At 52.8% G+C, this 21,754-nt stretch carries 21 protein-coding genes; 12 read left to right on the top strand and 9 right to left on the bottom strand.

All coding sequences use genetic code 11. From position 1 onward, the window contains the following. Nucleotides 1-38: 38 nt before the first annotated feature. A complete protein-coding gene (yeaW, locus tag OGY83_RS03180) occupies nucleotides 39-1,163 on the top strand; it encodes a carnitine monooxygenase, oxygenase subunit YeaW (protein ID WP_286635265.1) in 1,125 nt (374 codons plus the stop codon). Nucleotides 1,164-1,232: 69 nt separating this feature from the next. Then, nucleotides 1,233-2,198 carry a PDR/VanB family oxidoreductase gene (locus OGY83_RS03175; protein WP_286635264.1) on the top strand — a complete coding sequence of 322 codons (966 nt, stop codon included), beginning with the start codon at nucleotides 1,233-1,235 and terminating at the stop codon, nucleotides 2,196-2,198. A 49-nt stretch (nucleotides 2,199-2,247) separates the two neighbouring features. On the opposite strand, the gene rnd is transcribed toward OGY83_RS03175, so the two are convergent. The 5 genes from rnd to yoaA form a co-directional block, all read right to left on the bottom strand. Beyond that, on the bottom strand, nucleotides 2,248-3,363 hold the full coding sequence (rnd, locus tag OGY83_RS03170) for a ribonuclease D (protein ID WP_286635896.1): 1,116 nt from the start codon (nucleotides 3,361-3,363) through the stop codon (nucleotides 2,248-2,250). A gap of 84 nt (nucleotides 3,364-3,447) precedes the next feature. Beyond that, complete coding sequence (gene fadD / locus OGY83_RS03165; protein ID WP_003020970.1) at nucleotides 3,448-5,133, bottom strand: long-chain-fatty-acid--CoA ligase FadD; 1,686 nt, start codon at nucleotides 5,131-5,133, stop codon at nucleotides 3,448-3,450. A 204-nt stretch (nucleotides 5,134-5,337) separates the two neighbouring features. Further along, a complete protein-coding gene (locus OGY83_RS03160; RefSeq protein WP_003020975.1) occupies nucleotides 5,338-5,922 on the bottom strand; it encodes a Slp family lipoprotein in 585 nt (194 codons plus the stop codon). 94 nt (nucleotides 5,923-6,016) lie between these two features. After that, a complete protein-coding gene (gene tsaB, locus OGY83_RS03155; RefSeq protein WP_079937500.1) occupies nucleotides 6,017-6,712 on the bottom strand; it encodes a tRNA (adenosine(37)-N6)-threonylcarbamoyltransferase complex dimerization subunit type 1 TsaB in 696 nt (231 codons plus the stop codon). 58 nt (nucleotides 6,713-6,770) lie between these two features. Beyond that, nucleotides 6,771-8,681 carry a DNA repair helicase YoaA gene (gene yoaA, locus OGY83_RS03150; RefSeq protein WP_079937501.1) on the bottom strand — a complete coding sequence of 637 codons (1,911 nt, stop codon included), beginning with the start codon at nucleotides 8,679-8,681 and terminating at the stop codon, nucleotides 6,771-6,773. Nucleotides 8,682-8,821: 140 nt separating this feature from the next. On the opposite strand from yoaA, the gene OGY83_RS03145 reads away from it, so the two are divergent. Beyond that, a complete protein-coding gene (locus OGY83_RS03145) occupies nucleotides 8,822-9,166 on the top strand; it encodes a RidA family protein (protein ID WP_003020984.1) in 345 nt (114 codons plus the stop codon). A gap of 6 nt (nucleotides 9,167-9,172) precedes the next feature. Here the strand turns inward: OGY83_RS03145 and OGY83_RS03140 are convergent, their stop codons facing one another. Further along, nucleotides 9,173-9,352 carry a YoaH family protein gene (locus tag OGY83_RS03140; protein WP_003020986.1) on the bottom strand — a complete coding sequence of 60 codons (180 nt, stop codon included), beginning with the start codon at nucleotides 9,350-9,352 and terminating at the stop codon, nucleotides 9,173-9,175. 80 nt (nucleotides 9,353-9,432) lie between these two features. On the opposite strand from OGY83_RS03140, the gene pabB reads away from it, so the two are divergent. The 4 genes from pabB (at nucleotide 9,433) to pdeD (ending at nucleotide 14,659) form a co-directional block, all read left to right on the top strand. After that, nucleotides 9,433-10,797: an aminodeoxychorismate synthase component 1 gene (pabB, locus tag OGY83_RS03135; RefSeq protein WP_286635895.1), complete on the top strand. Its 1,365-nt coding sequence runs from the start codon at nucleotides 9,433-9,435 to the stop codon at nucleotides 10,795-10,797. A 3-nt stretch (nucleotides 10,798-10,800) separates the two neighbouring features. After that, the gene (locus OGY83_RS03130) at nucleotides 10,801-11,379 is read left to right on the top strand and encodes a CoA pyrophosphatase (protein ID WP_003020991.1); all 579 of its coding nucleotides are present in this window, start codon (nucleotides 10,801-10,803) and stop codon (nucleotides 11,377-11,379) included. A 183-nt stretch (nucleotides 11,380-11,562) separates the two neighbouring features. After that, a complete protein-coding gene (sdaA, locus tag OGY83_RS03125; protein WP_079937503.1) occupies nucleotides 11,563-12,927 on the top strand; it encodes an L-serine ammonia-lyase in 1,365 nt (454 codons plus the stop codon). 130 nt (nucleotides 12,928-13,057) lie between these two features. Further along, the gene (gene pdeD / locus OGY83_RS03120; protein WP_286635261.1) at nucleotides 13,058-14,659 is read left to right on the top strand and encodes a cyclic di-3',5'-guanosine monophosphate phosphodiesterase PdeD; all 1,602 of its coding nucleotides are present in this window, start codon (nucleotides 13,058-13,060) and stop codon (nucleotides 14,657-14,659) included. A gap of 6 nt (nucleotides 14,660-14,665) precedes the next feature. Here the strand turns inward: pdeD and yoaE are convergent, their stop codons facing one another. Both yoaE and OGY83_RS25255 read right to left on the bottom strand, forming a co-directional pair. Then, a complete protein-coding gene (gene yoaE / locus OGY83_RS03115; RefSeq protein ID WP_079937505.1) occupies nucleotides 14,666-16,225 on the bottom strand; it encodes a CNNM family cation transport protein YoaE in 1,560 nt (519 codons plus the stop codon). Continuing rightward, complete coding sequence (locus tag OGY83_RS25255) at nucleotides 16,213-16,371, bottom strand: protein YoaL (RefSeq protein WP_370766360.1); 159 nt, start codon at nucleotides 16,369-16,371, stop codon at nucleotides 16,213-16,215. Before OGY83_RS25255 ends, yoaE begins: the two co-directional genes overlap by 13 nt. A gap of 313 nt (nucleotides 16,372-16,684) precedes the next feature. On the opposite strand from OGY83_RS25255, the gene manX reads away from it, so the two are divergent. The 5 genes from manX (at nucleotide 16,685) to mntP (ending at nucleotide 20,888) form a co-directional block, all read left to right on the top strand. Beyond that, a complete protein-coding gene (gene manX, locus OGY83_RS03110; protein WP_003841624.1) occupies nucleotides 16,685-17,647 on the top strand; it encodes a PTS mannose transporter subunit IIAB in 963 nt (320 codons plus the stop codon). Nucleotides 17,648-17,705: 58 nt separating this feature from the next. Beyond that, nucleotides 17,706-18,506, top strand: coding sequence for a PTS mannose/fructose/sorbose transporter subunit IIC (locus tag OGY83_RS03105; RefSeq protein ID WP_003021004.1), 801 nt, complete (start codon nucleotides 17,706-17,708; stop codon nucleotides 18,504-18,506). A 12-nt stretch (nucleotides 18,507-18,518) separates the two neighbouring features. After that, nucleotides 18,519-19,370, top strand: a complete 852-nt coding sequence (locus OGY83_RS03100) for a PTS mannose transporter subunit IID (RefSeq protein ID WP_003833769.1) — start codon at nucleotides 18,519-18,521, stop codon at nucleotides 19,368-19,370. A 60-nt stretch (nucleotides 19,371-19,430) separates the two neighbouring features. Next, nucleotides 19,431-19,889 (top strand): DUF986 family protein, encoded by a 459-nt coding sequence (locus OGY83_RS03095; RefSeq protein ID WP_003021010.1) that lies wholly within the window; start codon nucleotides 19,431-19,433, stop codon nucleotides 19,887-19,889. 432 nt (nucleotides 19,890-20,321) lie between these two features. Continuing rightward, complete coding sequence (gene mntP, locus OGY83_RS03090) at nucleotides 20,322-20,888, top strand: manganese efflux pump MntP (RefSeq protein WP_003021013.1); 567 nt, start codon at nucleotides 20,322-20,324, stop codon at nucleotides 20,886-20,888. On the opposite strand, the gene rlmA is transcribed toward mntP, so the two are convergent. Continuing rightward, a complete protein-coding gene (gene rlmA, locus OGY83_RS03085; protein WP_123267377.1) occupies nucleotides 20,885-21,694 on the bottom strand; it encodes a 23S rRNA (guanine(745)-N(1))-methyltransferase in 810 nt (269 codons plus the stop codon). The genes mntP and rlmA overlap by 4 nt on opposite strands. Nucleotides 21,695-21,754 lie beyond the last annotated feature (60 nt).

The following is a 21,754-nucleotide window of genomic DNA, read 5'->3' as shown; positions in this document are numbered from 1 at the left end:
TACAAAAATCCTCTTACTCACAAATTAAAGGTATTCCAATGAGCAATCTGAGCCCTGAGTTTATTCTGCCGCAAAATTTCTGTGCCAACCCGCAGGACGCCTGGACTATCCCGGCCCGATTCTATACCGACCATCAGGCCTTTGAACACGAACAGGAGAAAGTATTCGCTAAAAGCTGGATTTGCGTCGCCCACAGCAGCGAACTGGCGAAACCCAATGATTATGTTACGCGTGAAGTGATTGGCGAGAACATTGTGCTGGTACGTGGTCGAGATAACGTGCTGCGCGCATTCTACAACGTCTGTCCGCATCGCGGTCATCAGCTGTTGAGCGGCGAAGGGAAAGCGAAAAATGTGATTACCTGCCCTTACCACGCATGGGCGTTCAAACTTGACGGCAATCTGGCGCATGCGCGTAACTGCGAAAACGTCGCCAACTTCGACAGCGAAAAAGCGCACCTTACGCCGGTTCGTCTGGAAGAATATGCCGGATTCGTGTTTATCAACATGGATCCGCACGCGGGCAGTGTAGAAGAACAACTCCCTGGCCTTGCGGACAAAGTTATCGAAGCCTGCCCAGACGTGCATGACCTGAAACTGGCTGCACGCTTTACAACTCGTACCCCGGCCAACTGGAAGAATATTGTTGATAACTATCTGGAGTGCTACCACTGCGGCCCGGCTCACCCAGGTTTTTCCGACTCAGTTCAGGTTGACCGTTACTGGCACACCATGCACGGCAACTGGACGCTGCAATACGGTTTCGCCAAACCCTCAGAGCAGTCATTTAAGTTCGAAGAAGGGGTTGATGCCGCCTTTCACGGTTTCTGGCTGTGGCCGTGCACCATGCTCAACGTAACGCCTATCAAAGGCATGATGACCGTTATCTACGAATTCCCGGTGGATGCGGAAACTACCCTGCAAAACTATGACATCTACTTTACGAATGAAGAACTGACCGAAGAACAGAAACAATTGATCGAGTGGTATCGCAACGTCTTTCGTCCTGAAGATTTACGTCTGGTTGAAAGCGTACAAAAAGGATTGAAATCACGCGGGTATCGCGGTCAGGGCCGCATTATGGCGGACACCAGCGGCAGCGGTATCTCCGAACATGGCATTGCCCATTTCCATAATCTGGTCGCCCAGGTGTTTCAGGGATAACCGGGCTGTAACGACAGGTTCCGGCGCGTCGTTGAACTGCGCCGGACAGGTTTTTTAGGGAGTACCGCAATGTCTGATTATCAAATGCAAGAAGTCCGGGTCAGCCAGATTGAAACGATTACCGCGCAGGTAAAACGCTTCACCTTAACGGCGACATCAGGCGAGCCGTTGCCCGCGTTTCAGGGTGGCAGTCATATTATCGTGCAGATGCGCGATGGTGAGAATTCGTACAGCAATGCATACTCGTTGATGAGCTCACCACTCGATACAAGCACCTGGCAAATCGCCGTAAGACTGGAGGAGGCGTCCAAAGGCGGCTCACGATATCTGCATCAAAACGTGAAACCCGGCGACACGCTCACGATCTCCACACCAAACAATCTGTTCGCCCTCGCCCCTCAGGCACAGAAACATCTGTTGATTGCTGGAGGTATCGGCATCACACCGTTTTTATCGCAGATCCCGGAACTAGAACACTCTCAGGCTGAGTGGCAACTGCATTATTGCTCTCCCAGCCAGAACGACTGCGCGTTTTATGACGAACTCCTGCAGCACCCCAGCGCCGATCGCATTCATCTGCATCTGTCCAGTGCAGGCACCCGCCTTGATTTAGCTCGCCTGATGGCTGATGTTGAACCCGGCACACATATTTACACCTGCGGGCCTGCAGTGCTCAACGATGCCGTCAGAGAAGCGGCTTCCCTCCATGGACTGGACAGCAATACGCTACATTTCGAACAATTTGCGCTGGAAGATAAGAGCGGTGATGCCTTTACCCTGGTTCTGGCGCGTTCCGGACGCGAGTTTGTGGTCCCGGAAGAGATGACCATTTTGCAGGTTATCGAAAATAACAAAGCCGCGCGCGTTGAGTGCCTGTGCCGGGAAGGTGTTTGCGGCACCTGTGAAACGACGATTCTTGAAGGAGAAGCGGATCACCGCGATCAGTATTTCAGCGACGACGAGAAAGCCAGCCAGCAAAGCATGCTCATCTGCTGTTCGCGCGCTAAAGGTAAGCGCCTGGTGCTTGATTTGTAACGTTGCGCAGGCCGGGTCAGCAATGGCGCAACCCGGCGAGCCTGGTGACTTACTGAGGGTATTCCTGCAGCAGTGCGTTGAGGCGATCGGACATCAGTTCGCCACGCCAACCGGAAATCAGTTCCGGCAGAGTCTGCTGCGGCTTTAATTTCCAGTGCCAGTTGAGTAGCTGGTTGATCTGACGACGTGAAGCCAACAGTTCGACGCTAAGATTTTGTTCCGCGCTAACTTCAGCAACCAACGCCTTGATGGCTTTGAACGCCTTGCGATACCCTGGCATATCCATCAAATTTAGCAGCGGCTGCGGCAGCGACTCTTCCGGTAAAGCTTGCGCTTTTTCTACCAGAGAAATCAGCGTTTTGCCGTGGAAGCGAATTTCGCTCCCCGAAAGGCCGAGGCTGTCCAGCTCCCCCAGACTTCCTGGCATATAACGAGCGACCGACCACAGATGCTCTTCACGCACTACGAAATTTACCGCCAGATCGCGCTCGCGCGCTTTGCGCAGTCGCCAGTCGGCAAGCAGTTGCAGGCAGGCCAACTGACGGGTACGCAGTTGCCAGGCGTTGGTGATGTCGCGCCAGGCATCCTCAGGTGCCAGGATTTCCTGACGACGCTGCTGCATTAAGCGGCATTCGTCCAGCGCGGCTGGCAGCCAGCCGCTGGCTTCAGTTTCGGCCATCAGTTTTGTGGTGATCGGTAATAGATACCAGACATCAGCCGCCGCGTACTCACACTGACGCTCGGTCAGCGGTCTGGCCAGCCAGTCGGTGCGGGATTCGCTTTTGTCCAGCGCCACCCCCGTAAACTCTTCCACCATCGCGGCAAAACCCCACGACAGCGGACGACCGCAAAAAGCAGCCAGAATTTGTGTATCAATCAACGGCTGCGGCAGTTCGCCAAAAGCGTTGAGAAACACTTCCAGATCTTCGCTACCTGCATGCAGGAATTTGGTGATGGCAGTATCACGCAGAATATCGCGCAGCGGCGACCAGTCGGTGATCCCCTGCGGATCAATCAGAGCAACGTGTTTGCCATCAAACAGCTGGATCAGCCCCAACTGCGGATAATAGGTACGCGTGCGAACAAATTCTGTATCCAGGGCTATCGCCGGAAATTCACGGACGGCTTCGCACAGCGTGGCTAACGCGTCGTCCGTGGTGATCATTTGATAATTCAAATCGTGCTCTCTTAGGTTTGCGCCAAAAAAAACGCCGGATTACCCGGCGTTTTCTGCTGGCTGACTTAACGCTCAGCCTTTATTGTCCACTTTGGCGCGCGCTTCGTCACGTAATTCTCGTCGCAAAATTTTACCGACGTTAGATTTCGGCAACTCATCGCGAAACTCCACCAGCTTCGGTACTTTATAGCCTGTCAGGTGACGACGACAGAAAGTGACCAGCGCTTCATCGGTTAACGAGGCATCTTTCTTCACCACGAAAATTTTCACCGCTTCACCGCTGCTACCTGACGGAACACCAACCGCAGCCACTTCCTGCACGCCAGGATGTTGCATAACCACGTCTTCAATTTCGTTCGGATAGACGTTAAAGCCGGACACCAGAATCATGTCCTTCTTGCGATCGACAATACGCAGGAAGCCTTCATCATCCATCACCGCAATATCTCCGGTGTGCAGCCAGCCGTCTTTGACTATTTCGTCAGTGGCGTCTGGTCGCTGCCAGTAGCCCAGCATCACCTGCGGGCCCTTCACGCACAGCTCCCCCGGTTCTCCCGGCGGCACTTCGTTGTCGTCGTCGTCCACCAGCTTGACCTCGGTGGAAGGCACCGGTAACCCGATACTGCCACTGTGATAGTCAATATCATGAGGGTTGACGCTTACCAGCGGCGCGCACTCAGTCAGGCCGTAGCCTTCCAGCAGATACTGACCCGTCAGCTTCACCCAACGTTCAGCTACCGCCTGTTGAACCGGCATTCCGCCGCCTGCCGAGAGGTGCAGTGAAGAGAAATCCAGTTGCTGGAACTCTTTGTTATTCAGCAGCGCGTTAAACAGCGTATTGACGCCGGTCATCGCGGTAAACGGATACTTAGCCAGCTCTTTTACCAGCCCCGGAATATCACGCGGGTTAGTAATCAGCAAGTTTTGACCACCCAGCTCAATAAACAGCAGGCAGTTCATTGTTAACGCAAAAATGTGATACAGCGGTAAGGCCGTCACCACCAGTTCTTTACCCGGATGCAGCAACGGACCGTAGGTGGCATTAACCTGTTCCAGGTTGGCCAGCATGTTGCGGTGCGTGAGCATCGCACCTTTCGCCACGCCGGTTGTCCCGCCGGTATATTGCAGGAACGCCAAATCTTCCGACACCACTTCGGGCTTCACATACTGCATGCGATAACCGTTTTGCAGCGCACTGCGAAACGAGATGGCATCCGGCAGGTGATATTTCGGCACCAGGCGCTTGATATATTTGACGACGAAGTTAACCAGCGTTCCTTTGGCAGTCGACAGCTGATCGCCCATACGCGTCAGGATCACGTGTTGCACAGACGTTTTGTCGACTACTTTTTCCAGCGTGTGGGCAAAGTTAGATACGATGACAATCGCCGACGCGCCGCTATCGTTGAGCTGATGTTCCAGCTCGCGAGGCGTATACAACGGGTTCACGTTCACGACGATCATGCCGGCACGTAAAATCCCAAACAGTGCGACCGGATATTGCAGCAGATTCGGCATCATCAGCGCGACGCGATCGCCCTTTTTCAGCCCGAGCCCCTGTTGCAAATAAGCGGCAAACGCACGGCTACGCTCTTCAAGCTTGCGGAAGGTCATCACCTCCCCCATGTTTACAAACGCGGGCTGATCGGCATACCGTCTTACTGAGTGTTCAAAGAGTTCCACCAGGGATTGATAACGGTCAGGATTGATCTCCGCAGGAACACCAGCGGGATAACGGTTAAGCCAAACCTTTTTCAATACATCACCTCTAAAATGCGTATTCGTCGTCATCACAACCCCAGACAATAAACAAACTGTTAACATAATATTAACTCAGCGTACCAGTTTGTTTATTACACAACGACAAGGTTGCGAAGCACGTCACTATTTATTTTTCTTATATCCACGTTAATGCAGAAACAGCGGACGAGCCGCTGTTTCTTTTACCAATAAAACAAAGAGTTACTCTGTTACTATGGTCTGAACCTGTGCCGGACCGGGATTGTACCAGCCCCATCCGCCGTAGCCACCGTAGGGCCAGCCACGCGCACCGTAGAACCAGGGGTCGATAGGCTGAGGCGGCATGACAATCTGCTGAGTAATATGCCAGCGTTTATAACCGGTTACCTGCATCAGCATGAATTTATACGGCGTATTACCGATTTTTCCGTCCACCGTACCGCTAATCGGACCGACGACGGTGACCAGTTGCCCGCGAAAATCTACTGGGTCGAGGAAGCCATTCACATCAGCATATATCCGCCCGCGAGAGGCTTCACCCAGCACGGGACGCGCCCCGCTATCAAGAGGAACGGTGGCAATTTCCAGACGGGATTTTCCCTGCTGGTTCTGAATATCCACCACTTTGCCACCGAAACGCGCTTCCTGTCCGACATACAGCTGCGGCGCATTCATCACCCGCACCAGATCCTGCTGCGGCATCGGGCTCGAACCTTTAATTGCATCCGGGATGGTGACGCAGCCGCTAAGCATTAACGCCAAGGCCCCCGCCAACACACCTTTCAATAACTGCTTTTGCACCGCCATATTGCGACTCCCTTTTCTTAGCTTCTGCCCCGGCCTGTTCACAATGCTGTGCACTGACGTCGATGAAAATTAACCGGGGGTGTACTACTAAGATTCATTCTTTACCGGGAAGTTTCTTCCACGCCACGGTGTTACGTAAATAAACCGGTTCAGCGTGTTCGACCGCTACGGTCTTACCCGCTGCCAGCATTTGCGTGGCGACTGGCAGCATATCTTCAGCCGCAGGAAGCAGCACGTCACCATCGCTAAGCGTCAGACCGCTGTCTTTACCAAGCTCAGGCCAGGCCGGCCACCCCGTCCCGACAGTTACCCACTCGCCAGACAGCTGCAGTAAACGCGCATGCACCTGCTCGGGGGTTAACACCGCTTCGGTTTCTTCACCGTGCCAGTTACCGTTGTCATCACGCTGGTATTCGGCCCAGTAGACTTCGCCCATTCGCGCGTCAATCGCCGCCAGTACGCGAGTCGCGCCCGACTTACGCCAGGCGCCCTGCGCCATGGTCGCCAGGGTGGAGACGCCGATCATCGGTAGGTTTGCGCCTAACGCCAGCCCCTGAGCAATGCCAATACCGATACGCACGCCGGTGAAACTGCCGGGACCTCGGCCAAACGCCAGGGCGTCGATATCGGTTAACGTGAGATCGCCAGCGGCCAGGATTTCCTGAACCATCGGTAAAATTCGTTGGGTATGTTCTCGTGGGCAAAGCTCAAAGTGAGCCTTGATAGTACCGTCATTCCACAGGGCAACAGAGCACGCCTCTGTGGCGGTATCGATAGCCAGAATTCGCATGGGTGTTTGTGATCAGATCAATAAATTTGGCGCGCATCTTACCACACTCCGTAACAAATTACTCAGTCGTTGGTATGGCAAGAAAGCGAACCGCGCGAGCAATGTCACGCGTTCGCGGCGCAGGTGGAAGACTCGCCAGGAAGGTGGCGCCGTATGGCCGCATAACCAGACGATTGTCGCAAATCACCAGCACGCCGCGATCGTCAGCATCACGTATCAGACGCCCTACCCCCTGCTTCAGGGTGATTACCGCATCCGGCAACTGGACGTCTTCAAACGGATCGCCGCCGCGCAGTCGACAATCCTCCATTCGGGCTTTTAACAGCGGATCGTCCGGCGAGGTAAAGGGCAGTTTATCGATTATCACCAGCGACAGCGTATCACCGCGCACGTCCACGCCTTCCCAGAAGCTGCTAGTGGCAACCAATAGCGCATTACCTGCGTTGACAAACTGCTGTAGCAGTTGTCCTTTGCTGGTTTCGCCCTGCAACAGTACGGGAAGCGTCATGGTGGCGCGGAATTGTTCTGCCAGATCGCGCATCATCGCGTGCGAAGTACACAGCATAAAGCAGCGACCGTTGTTCGCTTCGATAATAGGTCGCAGCATGGATGCTAACTGGCGCGCAGCCCCCGGCTGGTTGGTTTGCGGGAGATTACGCGGCACGCACAGCAGCGCCTGGCGCGTGTAATCAAAAGGGCTCGGCAGCAGCATAGACTCGGCATCTTCAATACCCAGTCGTGCGGTGAAATGATGAAGATCGTCGTTTACCGACAGCGTCGCGGAAGTAAAAATCCAGCAGCCCGGCTTTTGTTCCATCACTTCTTTGAATTTATCCGCCACCGTAAGCGGCGTCAGCGCGAGGGTGAAATGGCGGGAGGTGCATTCATACCAGTAGCTGAAGCCTGGCTGGTTGATCTCTTTCAGGCGCTTCAGACGCGCACGATAAAGCGTGGCGCGCTCAAACGCGGCATCCAGCAACGCCGAACGACCAAGAGACAGCTTTGCCACGTCATAACACAGCTCCAGCGTGTCATCGAGCAGCAAAAACGCGCGCTGTACGCGCTGGTCGGCCAGCAGTTCCCGCAGATTTCCGCGATAGCCCGGCTCACCAAGCTGTAAGCGGAAGTCCTGAGCACTTTGCGCAAGGCGATCGGCGCACTTTTGCAACTGCTGAGTGTCTTTCAGCTCGGTGCGATAGGCAATGGTGATGTCTTTCGCCAGGTCTAACAGCTGGCGACTGGAGAGCGATTGACCAAAGTACTGGCTGGCGATATCCGGTAACTGATGCGCTTCATCGAAGATCATCACATCAGCTTCCGGGATCAGTTCGCCAAACCCGCTCTCTTTTACCACCATATCGGCGAGAAACAGATGATGGTTAACCACGACAACATCCGCATCCATCGCTTTTTTACGCGCTTTAACGACAAAACACTCTTTATACAGCGGGCAGTCGCTGCCCAGACAGTTGTCATTAGTGCTGGTCACCAGCGGCCAGGCCTGAGAGTCTTCCGCCACGCTGACGCAGGTGCTGATGTCGCCATCAAGGGTTTGATTTGACCATGAGCGCAGAAGGATGACGTCGCTTAAGGTTTGGACCGGCAGGTCGCCGCCTGCCAGTGCCTGTTGTTCAAGACGCTCAAGGCACAGATAGTTTGAACGCCCTTTCAGCAGTGCCAGTTTACCGGTGAATTCCAGCGCTTTCGCCACGGTCGGAAGATCGCGGCTGTAAAGCTGATCCTGCAACGCCTTCGAGCCCGTGGAGACAATGACCTTCTTTCCGGCGCGTAGTGCAGGGGCAAGATAAGCGTAGGTTTTACCCGTTCCGGTTCCGGCTTCTACCACAAGCGGTTGTGATTTTTCGATAGCATGACTGACCGCGAAAGCCATCTGCCGCTGTGGTTCACGCGGTTTAAAACCCGGTATCGCTTTAGCCAACTGACCGTCTGCTGCAAAATCGTCCGTCACACTGCCCCCTGTTCATTTGAACAGGGATTATGTCAGGCCAGCGGGTCTTTCGCCAGTTGAAGAGGTGACGTAGGCACAACATTATGGCAGTCTTGGCGCAACCCAAAGCTATTTGAAAAAACGTAAATGAGGAATGATTTATGACGATTGTGCGCATTGATGCCGAAGCGCGTTGGTCCGACGTGGTGATCCACAACAACACGCTGTATTACACCGGCGTGCCGGAAAATCTGGATGCAGACGCTTTTGAGCAGACGGCAAATACACTGGCGCAAATTGATGCGGTGCTGGAAAAACAGGGCAGCAACAAGTCACGTATTCTTGATGCCACCCTGTTCCTGGCAGACAAAAACGATTTTGCCGCCATGAACAAAGCCTGGGACGCGTGGGTCGTTGCTGGCCACGCGCCGGTACGTTGTACCGTTCAGGCCGGGTTGATGAACCCCAAATACAAAGTTGAGATTAAGATTATCGCTGCAGTTTAAGCGGCGTTATTCGTCTTCATCTTCAAAACGCGCCACGATCCGCTCGCCGGTATGACTGGCGCGTAACTCTTCAGCAACAAGAGCAATAGCTTGTCCGCTGCTCATCCCCTGCGACATCAGTTCCTGAATACGCTCTACCGCTTTTTGCTGCTGCTCATGACTGAGTGAAGGTAAACCTGCAAACATTGTTAACTCCTGCTAAATTGTCTGCGCTAATTATTTCATGCTACCGGGCAGTTAGCCAGTAGAGTAGCAACGAGTCAGGACTGATGAAGACGTTATCTCCCGCAGTAATCACATTACCCTGGCGTCAGGACGCCGCTGAACGCTATTTTTCGACCTTAAGCCATCTACCCTGGGCGATGCTGCTGCATTCGGGTCAAGCCGACCATCCGCATAACCGCTTTGATATTCTGGTGGCGGATCCTGTCACCACGCTGGTTACGCGAGCTACAGAGACCGTAGTGCAGGACGGGCACGCAACCACACGCTCGCTTGATGATCCTATGACGGTATTATATTCCGCGCTAGCTGCACACAAGATTCACCCCGAGTATCACCCCGATCTGCCGTTTCAGGGCGGCGCGTTAGGCCTGTTTGGCTACGACCTGGGCCGACGCTTTGAATCTCTGCCCACTATTGCAGAGCGCGATATTACGCTACCGGATATGGCCGTTGGTATTTACGACTGGGCGCTGATTGTCGATCACCAGTTGCAGACCGTATCCCTGCTCAGCCATACCGATGTCGAGGCTCGCCTGAAATGGCTCAACGCGCAACAACCGCCAACGCGTGAGCCGTTTACATTAACCTCGGCGTGGCAGTCCAATATGAGCCGCGCCCAGTACGGTGAAAAATTCCGCCAGGTGCAGGGCTATCTGCACAGCGGCGACTGTTACCAGGTCAATCTTGCCCAGCGTTTTCAGGCGCATTACCAGGGCGATGAGTGGCAGGCATTTGTCAAACTCAATCACGCTAACCGCGCCCCGTTCAGCGCATTTGTTCGTTTTGAGGAAGGCGTTATCCTCAGCCTTTCGCCGGAACGTTTTATTCTGCTGGAGAATCAGCATATCCAGACGCGTCCTATTAAGGGCACGTTGCCCAGGCTTGAAGATGCTGATGCCGATCGTGAGCAGGCCCGGCGGCTGGCGAATTCTCCGAAGGATCGTGCGGAGAACCTGATGATCGTCGATTTGATGCGTAATGATATTGGCCGCGTTGCCGTGCCGGGTTCGGTACAGGTTCCGGAGCTGTTTGTCGTCGAACCGTTCCCTGCCGTCCATCATTTGGTCAGTACCATTACCGCGCAATTGCCAGCGTCATTGCACGCCACCGACCTGCTGCGTGCCGCCTTCCCTGGCGGCTCTATTACCGGTGCGCCGAAAGTGCGGGCGATGGAAATTATTGACGAACTGGAGCCACAAAGACGTAATGCCTGGTGTGGCAGCATTGGCTATCTGAGTTTTTGCGGCAATATGGATACCAGCATCACCATTCGCACGCTGACGGCCACAAACGGACAAATTTATTGTTCCGCTGGCGGCGGCATAGTGGCGGACAGTCAGGAAGACGCTGAATATCAGGAAACATTTGATAAAGTGAATCGTATTTTGCACCAACTGGAGAACTGAGACGTGGAATACAGCAGCCTGACGCTTGATGATTTTTTATCGCGCTTTCAACTCCTGCGCCCGCAGGTCAATCATGCCGCGTTAAACCAGCGCCAGGCCGCCGTACTGATCCCCGTCGTGCGTCGTCCACAGCCGGGATTGCTGTTAACCCAGCGTTCCGTTCATCTGCGCAAGCACGCCGGACAGGTCGCATTCCCCGGTGGGGCGGTGGATAGCAGTGATGCCTCGTTAATTGCCGCCGCCCTTCGCGAAGCGCAGGAGGAGGTGGCGATCCCACCTTCATGCGTAGAAGTGATTGGCGTTCTGCCGCCGGTCGACAGCGTGACCGGTTTCCAGGTCACGCCAGTGGTAGGTATTATCCCCCCTAATCTGCCGTACCGCGCCAGTGAAGATGAAGTTTCCGCCGTGTTCGAAATGCCGCTGGCCCAGGCCCTGCATTTAGGTCGTTACCACCCGTTGGATATCTACCGCCGCGGCGATTCACATCGCGTATGGCTTTCCTGGTATGAGCAATATTTCGTCTGGGGAATGACTGCCGGAATAATTCGTGAGCTGGCGCTGCAAATTGGCGTCAAGCCCTGACTATACTTATCTTTACGCGCACCATAGACAACTTGAAACTCAGGTCACAACATTAGTAAAACCGCGGTTATCTATTAGTTTAATTCATGTGAATAGTTAAGCCGATCGCCGCGTTCCCTCTTACACTATGCGCAGTTATAACATCGTTACTGGAAAGCCCAGTCGCCCTGTAGGAGTATTATCGTGATTAGTCTATTCGACATGTTTAAGGTGGGGATTGGTCCCTCATCTTCCCATACCGTAGGGCCTATGAAGGCGGGTAAACAGTTCGTCGATGACCTGGTCGAAAAAGGATTACTGGACAGCGTTACTCGTGTCGCCGTCGACGTGTATGGTTCACTGTCGCTCACGGGTAAAGGTCACCACACCGATATCGCCATTATTATGGGTCTGGCGGGCAATGAGCCTGCTACCGTGGATATTGATAGCATCCCCGGATTTATCCGCGACGTAGAAACGCGTGGACGCCTGCTGCTCGCGCAGGGTCAGCACGAAGTGGATTTCCCGCAGAATGACGGGATGCGTTTTCACAACGGCAACCTGCCGCTGCATGAGAACGGAATGCAGATCCATGCGTACAATGGCGAAACCGTCATTTATAGCAAAACCTACTACTCAATCGGCGGTGGATTCATCGTTGATGAAGAACATTTTGGTCAGGATGCCGTGGGCGAGGTCAGCGTGCCTTATCCGTTCAAATCCGCCACTGAAATGCTGGAATACTGCAATACCACCGGCCTGTCTCTCTCTGGTATGGCGATGCAGAACGAACTTGCTCTGCACAGTAAAAAAGAGATTGAAGAGTACTTTGGCCACGTCTGGCAAACCATGCAGGCCTGTATCGATCGTGGCATGAACACCGAAGGCGTGCTGCCGGGTCCGCTGCGCGTTCCTCGTCGTGCTTCAGCTCTGCGTCGTATGCTGGTTTCCAGCGATAAGCTGTCCAACGATCCGATGAACGTGATCGACTGGGTGAACATGTTCGCGCTGGCCGTTAACGAAGAAAACGCCGCGGGCGGTCGCGTAGTGACAGCGCCAACCAACGGTGCCTGCGGTATCGTGCCTGCGGTACTGGCCTATTACGACCATTTCATTGAGTCCGTCAGCCCGGATATCTATACCCGCTATTTCCTGGCGGCCGGTGCGATTGGCGCGTTGTACAAAATGAACGCCTCAATTTCTGGTGCAGAAGTCGGTTGTCAGGGTGAAGTGGGCGTAGCCTGCTCCATGGCTGCCGCGGGTCTGGCTGAACTGTTAGGCGCGAGCCCTGAGCAGGTGTGTATTGCTGCCGAAATCGGCATGGAACATAACCTCGGCTTAACCTGCGATCCGGTTGCCGGTCAGGTACAGGTTCCGTGCATTGAGCGTAACGCTATTGCTTCAGTGAAGGCGATCAACGCTGCGCGTATGGCAATGCGCCGTACCAGCGCGCCGCGCGTCTCGCTGGATAAAGTCATTGAGACCATGTACGAAACAGGTAAGGACATGAACGCCAAATACCGCGAAACGTCACGCGGTGGCCTGGCAATCAAAGTTCAATGTGACTAATACTTAATTTTCGCCCATCTGCGACGGATGGGCGAATTTGCCCCCTCTCCCTCGTCTACTGTAATTTTCCCCACTACACTTGCTCTGTTGCTGTTGGCTTCTGTGACCAACGGCTTATCGGGCGGCCCGCATGCAAACAGCACAACGGATCATCAAAAATTATCGCCGGAATCGCTTAATCGTCTGCACAGTATGTGCACTACTGACGCTCATCCTCACATTAACTGTCCGATTTATTTCGGAGCGTAATTTAAATCACCGAAATATCGTCACCTTTGCCAACCATGCTGTAGAAGAACTGGATGACGTGCTTTTACCCTTGCAGACCGGACGTGATGTATTGCTGCCGTTAATTGGCCTCCCCTGCTCAGTGGCACGTTTACCGTTAAGCAAACATGCCGCCAGGTTGCAAACGGTGCGTTCTATCAGCCTGATACAAAGTGGGATCCTTTATTGCTCCAGCATTTTTGGTTACCGCAATGTGCCTATTCGTCAACTAGAGCCTGAATTACCCAGCCGGGAGCCACTGCTGCTGCTGTCTACCGACCGTTCGCTGATAAAAGGCAGCCCGATTCTGACGCAGTGGTACCCGTCCTCTGCCGATGGTGAAGATGGCGTGCTGGAAATCGTCAATATTGATTTATTGTCGTCTATGTTGCTTGAACCCCAGCCACCGCAGATCACCGATGCCAGCTTAACCGTTGGTAATCGGCATCTACTGTATGATCAAGGTGTTGTCGATACTCTGCCTAAGCTAAATGATGAAAAACGCTACCAGCTTTCATCTCAACATTTCCCATTCACCATTAGCGTCACCGGCCCCGGTCCCAGTGAATTGGCGGTAAAACACCTGCCAACACAGCTGCCGCTGGCGGTGATCCTGAGTTTATTAGTGGGTTACCTGGCATGGCTGGCGACCGCCAGCAGAATGAGTTTTTCCTGGGAGATTAATCTGGCTCTTGCTGCTCGGGAATTCGAGCTGTTTTGCCAGCCGCTGCTTAATGCGCAAACCCAGCAATGCATGGGCGTGGAAATCCTTTTACGCTGGAATAACCCACGCCAGGGTTGGATCTCTCCGGAGGTGTTTATTCCCATCGCCGAGGAGCACAACCTGATTGTGCCGCTTACCCGTCATGTCATCGCAGAAACCATTCAGCAACGACACGTTTTCCCGATGAGCAGCCAGTTTCATATCGGGATTAATGTCGCCGCCAGCCATTTTCGTAACGGCACGTTGCTAAAAGATCTTAATCAGTACTGGTTCAGCCAGCACCCAATCCAGCAGTTGGTTATCGAATTGACCGAACGCGATGCGTTACTGGATGTGGATTACCGGGTCGTACGCGAATTAAATCGACTTGGCGTAAAACTGGCGATTGATGATTTCGGCACCGGCAATAGCTCGCTCTCCTGGCTGGAAAAACTCCGCCCGGATGTGTTGAAGATCGATAAATCATTTACTTCGGCAATAGGAACAGACGCCGTGAACTCAACCGTCACAGACATCATTATCGCTTTGGGGAAAAAATTGAATATAGAGCTGGTGGCGGAAGGCGTTGAAACACAGGCGCAGGCTCAGCATTTGCGCCGACACGGCGTACATTTATTGCAAGGTTTTCTGTATGCCAAACCAATGCCGCTGCGCGATTTTCCAAAATGGCTGGCGGGCAGCACGCCGCCGCCCACCCGACATAACGGGCGACACAGTATGCCCGTCATGCCGTTTCGCTAAACCCGGTTACTCGTGTTCGTCGTGAGCGGGTTGTTCTTTAACAATGCGAACTAAATCCACACGATAGTCATTCGCTTCGACAATCGTAATGCTCAGCGGTGCAACCTCGATAACATCACCCACGCGAGGAATATGGCCGTTAGCCGCAATGACTAAACCTGCCACCGTGGCGATGTCTTCGTCTTCATTCACTAACGTATCCACGTCCAGCGCCTGTTGCAACGCATGCAGATCGGTACCGCCTTTAACCAACCAGCCGCCTGCATCAGCTATAATTTCAGGCGTTTCATCGGCATCCGGGAATTCACCGGCGATGGCTTCTAATACGTCCAGCGGCGTGACCAGACCCTGTACTACGCCAAACTCGTTAGTGACGATAACGAAGCTACCGCGGGCACGACGCAGAACGCCTAACAGATTGATCGGGTCCAGCGTTTCCGGAACAACAATAGCCGGAGAGGCAGAGGCAATCGCCGCCACATCCACACCGTCTTCCAGCGCCACCAGCAGCTCTTTAGCACGCACAATACCGATGATTTCGTCCAGCTCGCCACGGCATACCGGGAACAGGCTATGAGGTGACGAAAGCAACTGCTCACGAATTTCCGCCACGCTCAGGTCGGCATCAACCCAGCTGATTTCGCCACGAGGCGTCATAATGCCGCGTAATGAACGCGACGCCAGAGAGAGTACGCCGTTAATCATATAGCGTTCTTCTTCTACAAATGCGCCTTCCGGGACGGGAACTGGCACCGGATTGTCAGATTCCATCTGCGTGCTGGCCTGACGTTTACCGCCCATCAGACGCAGAATTGCATCGGCAGTACGCGCACGCAATGGTAGCGTCGACTGGTGACGAATAAAGTTACGACGGGCAATCTGGTTAAACAGCTCGATGATGATCGAGAAACCAATCGCCGCATACAGATAGCCTTTCGGAATATGGAAGCCAAACCCTTCGGCAACCAGGCTCAGACCAATCATCAACAGGAAGCTCAGACACAGCACCACCACCGTCGGATGTTGGTTCACAAAACGTGTCAGCGGCTTAGAAGCCAGCAACATCACGGCCATGGCAATCACTACTGCCGCCATCATCACTGGCAGATGGTTGACCATACCGACCGCCGTAATCACGGCATCCAGCGAGAACACCGCATCGAGGATGACAATCTGCGTTACGACCACCCAAAAACTCGCATACCCTTTCGTCTGCCCGGTATCATGTTCACGGTTTTCCAGCCGCTCATGCAGCTCTGTCGTAGCCTTGAACAAGAGGAAGATACCCCCCAGCAGCATAATCAGATCGCGCCCCGAGAATGCATAGTCCATTACTGTGAACAGCGGCTTTGTCAGCGTCACCATCCACGAAATCACAGACAACAAGCCCAGACGCATAATCAGTGCCAGTGACAAACCGATTAAACGCGCTTTATCTCGCTGTTTCGGCGGCAGCTTATCAGCCAGGATCGCAATGAAGACCAGGTTATCAATACCCAGAACAATTTCGAGAACGACAAGCGTGAGCAAACCCACCCAAATCTGCGGGTCCATTAATAATTCCATGACAAGCTCCTGCTTAAGGAATGACCAAACTGCGCGCTGAGGATCTCAGGCGTTAAAGCGATATGCAGAGAAAATTTGTGGCAAAAAGTGCCAATCTGACAGGCTTGATACGGCCTGAAGGTGAAATGACGTCGGTGACGATCCATATGGTGGGCTACTGCCCTATACTCCTGAGTAATTAAACAGATGCTAAACATAACAGAGAGAAGCGGTTTTTAGCAAAGATTTACCTTCCTTTGCAATAAGTTGTTTCGGAGATATTTTACCCTTCGAAATTTCTTTTAATCGGAAGTTAAATTACGGATCTTCATCACATAAAATATTTTTTTCGATATCTAAAATAATTCACGAAAATCATAGGTTTTTCTTTGTAACCCTTATCTGAATCGATTCGATTGCGGACGACGATTCAAATACATCTTCACGTTGATGTGTTAACGATAATAAAGGAGGTAGCAAGTGACCATTGCTATTGTAATAGGCACACATGGTTGGGCTGCAGAGCAGTTACTTAAGACGGCAGAAATGCTGTTAGGCGAGCAGGAAAACGTCGGCTGGATCGATTTCGTTCCAGGCGAAAATGCCGAAACGCTGATCGAAAAGTATAACGCTCAGTTAGCAAAACTCGATACCAGTAAAGGCGTGCTGTTTCTCGTTGACACATGGGGAGGCAGCCCGTTTAACGCTGCGAGCCGCATTGTCGTCGATAAAGAGCATTACGAAGTTATCGCCGGTGTGAACATTCCCATGCTGGTTGAAACCTTCATGGCACGTGATGACAACCCGAGCTTCGATGAATTAGTGGCACTGGCCGTTGAAACCGGTAGCGAAGGCGTGAAAGCGCTGAAAGCGAAACCGGTGGAAAAAGCCGCTCCTGCCCCTGTCGCAGCACCTAAAGCAGCAGCCCCCGCGAAACCGATGGGTCCGAACGATTATATGCAGATCGGCCTGGCGCGTATTGATGACCGCTTAATCCATGGTCAGGTGGCAACTCGCTGGACCAAAGAAACCAACGTAACACGCATTATCGTCGTCAGTGATGAAGTTGCCGCCGATACCGTGCGTAAAACGCTGCTGACTCAGGTAGCACCTCCGGGTGTGACGGCGCATGTGGTTGATGTCGCGAAAATGATCCGCGTCTACAACAACCCTAAATATGCAGGTGAGCGTGTGATGCTGTTGTTCACCAATCCAACCGACGTAGAACGTATCGTTGAAGGTGGTGTGAAAATTACCTCCGTGAACATTGGCGGTATGGCTTTCCGTCAGGGTAAAACGCAGGTAAACAACGCAATTTCTGTCGATGACAAAGACATCGAAGCCTTCAAGAAGCTCAACGAACGCGGTATTGAGCTCGAGGCCCGTAAGGTTTCTACCGATCAGAAACTGAAAATGATGGATTTGATTGCCAAGGTGAAATAATTCCCTGGCATTTACTTAGTTTTCACACTTAAGTCTGTATAGCAATAGGAGAAGTACAATGGAGATTACCACTCTTCAGATTGTGCTGGTGTTCATCGTCGCATGTATCGCGGGTATGGAGTCGGTACTCGATGAATTTCAGTTCCACCGTCCGTTGGTGGCCTGTACGCTGATTGGCGCCGTTCTCGGGGATATGAAAACCGGTATTATCATCGGTGGTACCCTGGAAATGATCGCCCTGGGCTGGATGAACATCGGTGCTGCGGTTGCACCAGATGCCGCATTGGCCTCAATTATCTCTACCGTTCTGGTTATCGCGGGACACCAAAGCATTGGTGCCGGTATCGCGCTGGCTATCCCACTGGCAGCAGCAGGCCAGGTACTGACCATTATCGTTCGTACTATCACCGTAGCATTCCAGCACGCAGCGGATAAGGCGGCCGAAAACGGTAACCTGACGGCGCTCTCCTGGCTGCACGTATCCTCTCTGTTCCTGCAGGCTATGCGTATCGCTATCCCGGCGGTAATCGTAGCGATCTCTGTTGGTACCAGTGAAGTTCAGAGCATGCTTAACGCCATTCCGGAAGTCGTGACCGGCGGTCTGAACATCGCAGGTGGTATGATCGTAGTGGTTGGTTATGCGATGGTCATCAACATGATGCGCGCAGGCTATCTGATGCCATTCTTCTACCTCGGCTTCGTCACCGCGGCATTTACTAACTTCAACCTGGTTGCTCTGGGTGTGATTGGCGCAGTCATGGCCATCCTCTACATTCAGCTGAGCCCGAAATATAACCGCGTAGCCGGTGCACCTGCTGCGGCGGCTGGCAATAACGATCTCGATAACGAACTGGACTAGCAGGTGAGCGAAATGGTTGATATGACTAAAACTACCACCGAGAAAAAACTCACTCCGAGTGACATTCGTGGCGTGTTCATTCGTTCTAACCTGTTTCAGGGTTCATGGAACTTCGAACGTATGCAGGCGCTGGGTTTCTGTTTCTCCATGGTACCGGCCATCCGCCGCTTGTACCCGGAAAACAACGACGCACGTAAGCAGGCTATTAAGCGTCACCTGGAATTTTTTAACACTCATCCGTACGTAGCGGCTCCAGTACTGGGCGTTACGCTGGCGATGGAAGAACAGCGTGCAAACGGCGCAGAGATTGACGATGGTGCCATTAACGGTATCAAAGTTGGTCTGATGGGTCCGCTGGCAGGCGTCGGCGACCCGATCTTCTGGGGTACCGTTCGTCCGGTATTCGCCGCACTCGGCGCAGGTATCGCAATGAGCGGCAGCCTGCTGGGACCACTGCTGTTCTTCATCCTGTTTAACCTGGTTCGTCTGGCAACCCGTTATTACGGTGTGGCATACGGTTACCGTAAAGGTGTCGATATCGTTAAAGATATGGGCGGCGGCTTCCTGCAGAAACTGACTGAGGGGGCGTCAATCCTCGGCCTGTTTGTCATGGGGGCATTGGTTAACAAGTGGACGCACGTAAACATCCCACTGGTGGTTTCTACTATCACCGGTCAGGATGGTCAGACGCGTGTGACCACTGTGCAGACTATCCTTGACCAGCTGATGCCGGGTCTGGTTCCTCTGCTGCTGACATTCGCCTGTATGTGGCTGCTGCGTAAGAAAGTGAACCCGCTGTGGATCATCGTTGGCTTCTTCGTCATCGGTATCGCGGGCTACGCTGTCGGTCTGCTCGGCCTGTAAGACTGTTGTACATCACCGGGGGCTTGCCCCCGGTTTTTCTATTTAGAGGGTTGAGGATTCATGACTATCACGGACCTGGTGCTGGTTCTATTTATCTTTTCGCTGCTGGCGTATGCCATTTACGATCAGTTCATCATGCCCCGCCGTAATGGCCCTACTCTGCTTACTGTCGCCCTGCTTCCCCGCAGCAGAGTCGACAGCGTTATCTTCCTTGGCCTGGTGGCTATTCTTATCTACAACAACATCACCAGCCACGGCGCGCAATTTACCACATGGTTATTATGTGCACTGGTATTGATGGGGTTGTATCTGTTCTGGATCCGTACGCCAAAAATCATCTTCAAGCAGAAAGGCTTTTTCTTCGCCAACGTCTGGATTGAATATAACCGCATTAAAGAGATGAATTTATCTGAAGACGGTGTATTGGTGATGCAATTAGAACATCGAAGATTGTTGATTCGCGTACGAAATATAGACGATCTCGAGAGAATATATAAACTTTTAATTTCAAATCAATAAGTTACAGATATAGCCTGAACTATGTTTTTATATATCCGCATAAAAACAAACATAGCCAAGGCTATATTTCACTGTCCACAATGTTATTTATTTTAACGTTTTATTTATAAATAAATCTAAATGAAAATCGTTTTCAATTAGAAGTCAAATATTATTTCTGCGTTTCTTGTTTTATATTCTCAAAATATGTTAAGGTTGCGCCCGTCGTTGGGGAGTAGCCGATTTCCAGACTCCGGAAATGTACGTGTCAACATACTCGTTGAAAAACGTGGCGCGTACGGACTGAATTTACAGGTTCAGTCAGGCGAGACCATAGGCACATCAACTGCAATGCATATTTGAATGGCACTGTATTTACAGTGATTCCAGCTTATGTGCATGGTTACTGGGGGCAGTGATGTGTTTTATGGATACCCCGGTCAGGACGCTGTTATGAATCTCACCGCTACCGTTCTTCTCGCTTTCGGCATGTCGATGGATGCTTTCGCTGCATCAATTGGCAAAGGTGCCACCCTGCATAAACCCAAATTTTCTGAAGCATTGCGCACCGGTCTGATATTCGGCGCAGTTGAAACGCTTACGCCACTGATTGGCTGGGGCATGGGAATGCTGGCCAGCAAATTCGTACTGGAGTGGAACCACTGGATCGCCTTCATTCTGCTGATCTTTTTAGGCGGGCGAATGATAATCGAAGGTTTTCGCGATAACGGTGATGAAGAGGAAGAGCCGCAGCGCCGTCACGGTTTCTGGCTGCTGGTTACCACCGCCATTGCCACCAGCCTCGACGCAATGGCCGTCGGGGTGGGTCTGGCTTTCCTGCAGGTCAACATTATTGCCACCGCGCTGGCTATCGGCTGCGCCACATTGATTATGTCCACGCTCGGCATGATGATCGGTCGTTTCATTGGCCCAATGCTGGGCAAACGAGCTGAAATTTTGGGTGGGGTGGTGCTGATTGGTATCGGTGCCCAGATCCTCTGGGCACACTTCCACGGCTAATTCAGACGCTGCCAGACATGAATACTAAAGTCGGTCTGGCAGTCAAACGTCGTTTTCCCCGCTAACGTTTCCCACACCTCCGGCTTTGCCCGCCAGGCGAACGGCGTCATTTGCAGTAACGCAACGGCCTCGCTGCCCTGAAGCTGCATCTGATACCCCAGCGCAATACTCTGTTGCAGAACAAAACCGTCCAGTTGCTCAGTATGGGGCGCATGCAAACGCACCTCATCATAAATCAGCCCTTTCAGTTCCATTAAATGACGCGGTCCCGGCGTGGCGGTGATAACCCATCCACCCGGTTTAACCACGCGAGCCAGCTCTTGCGCTTTACAGGGCGCGTAGATCCTGATGATGGCATCCATTGACTCATCTGCAAATGGCAGACGATGGCTGGAGGCAACGCAAAAGGTCACCTGCGGATAGCGTCTGGCTGCGGCTTTAATCGCCACTTTGGAGACGTCAAGACCAAAGGTTGTACAGCCCGTCAGCGCGTCGGCAAACGCATGGGTGTAATACCCTTCCCCACAGCCAATATCCAGGATCGCTGCATCTTCTGAATTCGACTTCTCTTTAAGCACATTCACAATCGCATCACGCAACGGTTGATAGTGCCCAGCATCAAGAAATGCCCGTCGCGCCTGCATCATCTCAGCGCTGTCACCCGGATCTCGCGACCGCTTATGCTGAACCGGCAGTAAGTTGACATACCCTTCTTTCGCCACGTCAAACTGGTGCCGCCCGGGACAGACAAAACTGTTATTCGCTTGAGTAAGAGGCTGGTGGCAAAGAGGACAGGAAAACGACATGACAACTCCGGCAGGTGACTTAAGGGCGCAAGTGTAACGCGAATTGCGCCCTGGGAAAAT

This window comes from Citrobacter sp. Cpo090, from assembly GCF_030332665.1.
Taxonomy (GTDB): Bacteria; Pseudomonadota; Gammaproteobacteria; order Enterobacterales; family Enterobacteriaceae; genus Citrobacter; species Citrobacter portucalensis.
Note: the sequence above shows the minus strand (reverse complement) of the source record. Positions and strands in the feature narration are given on the sequence as shown.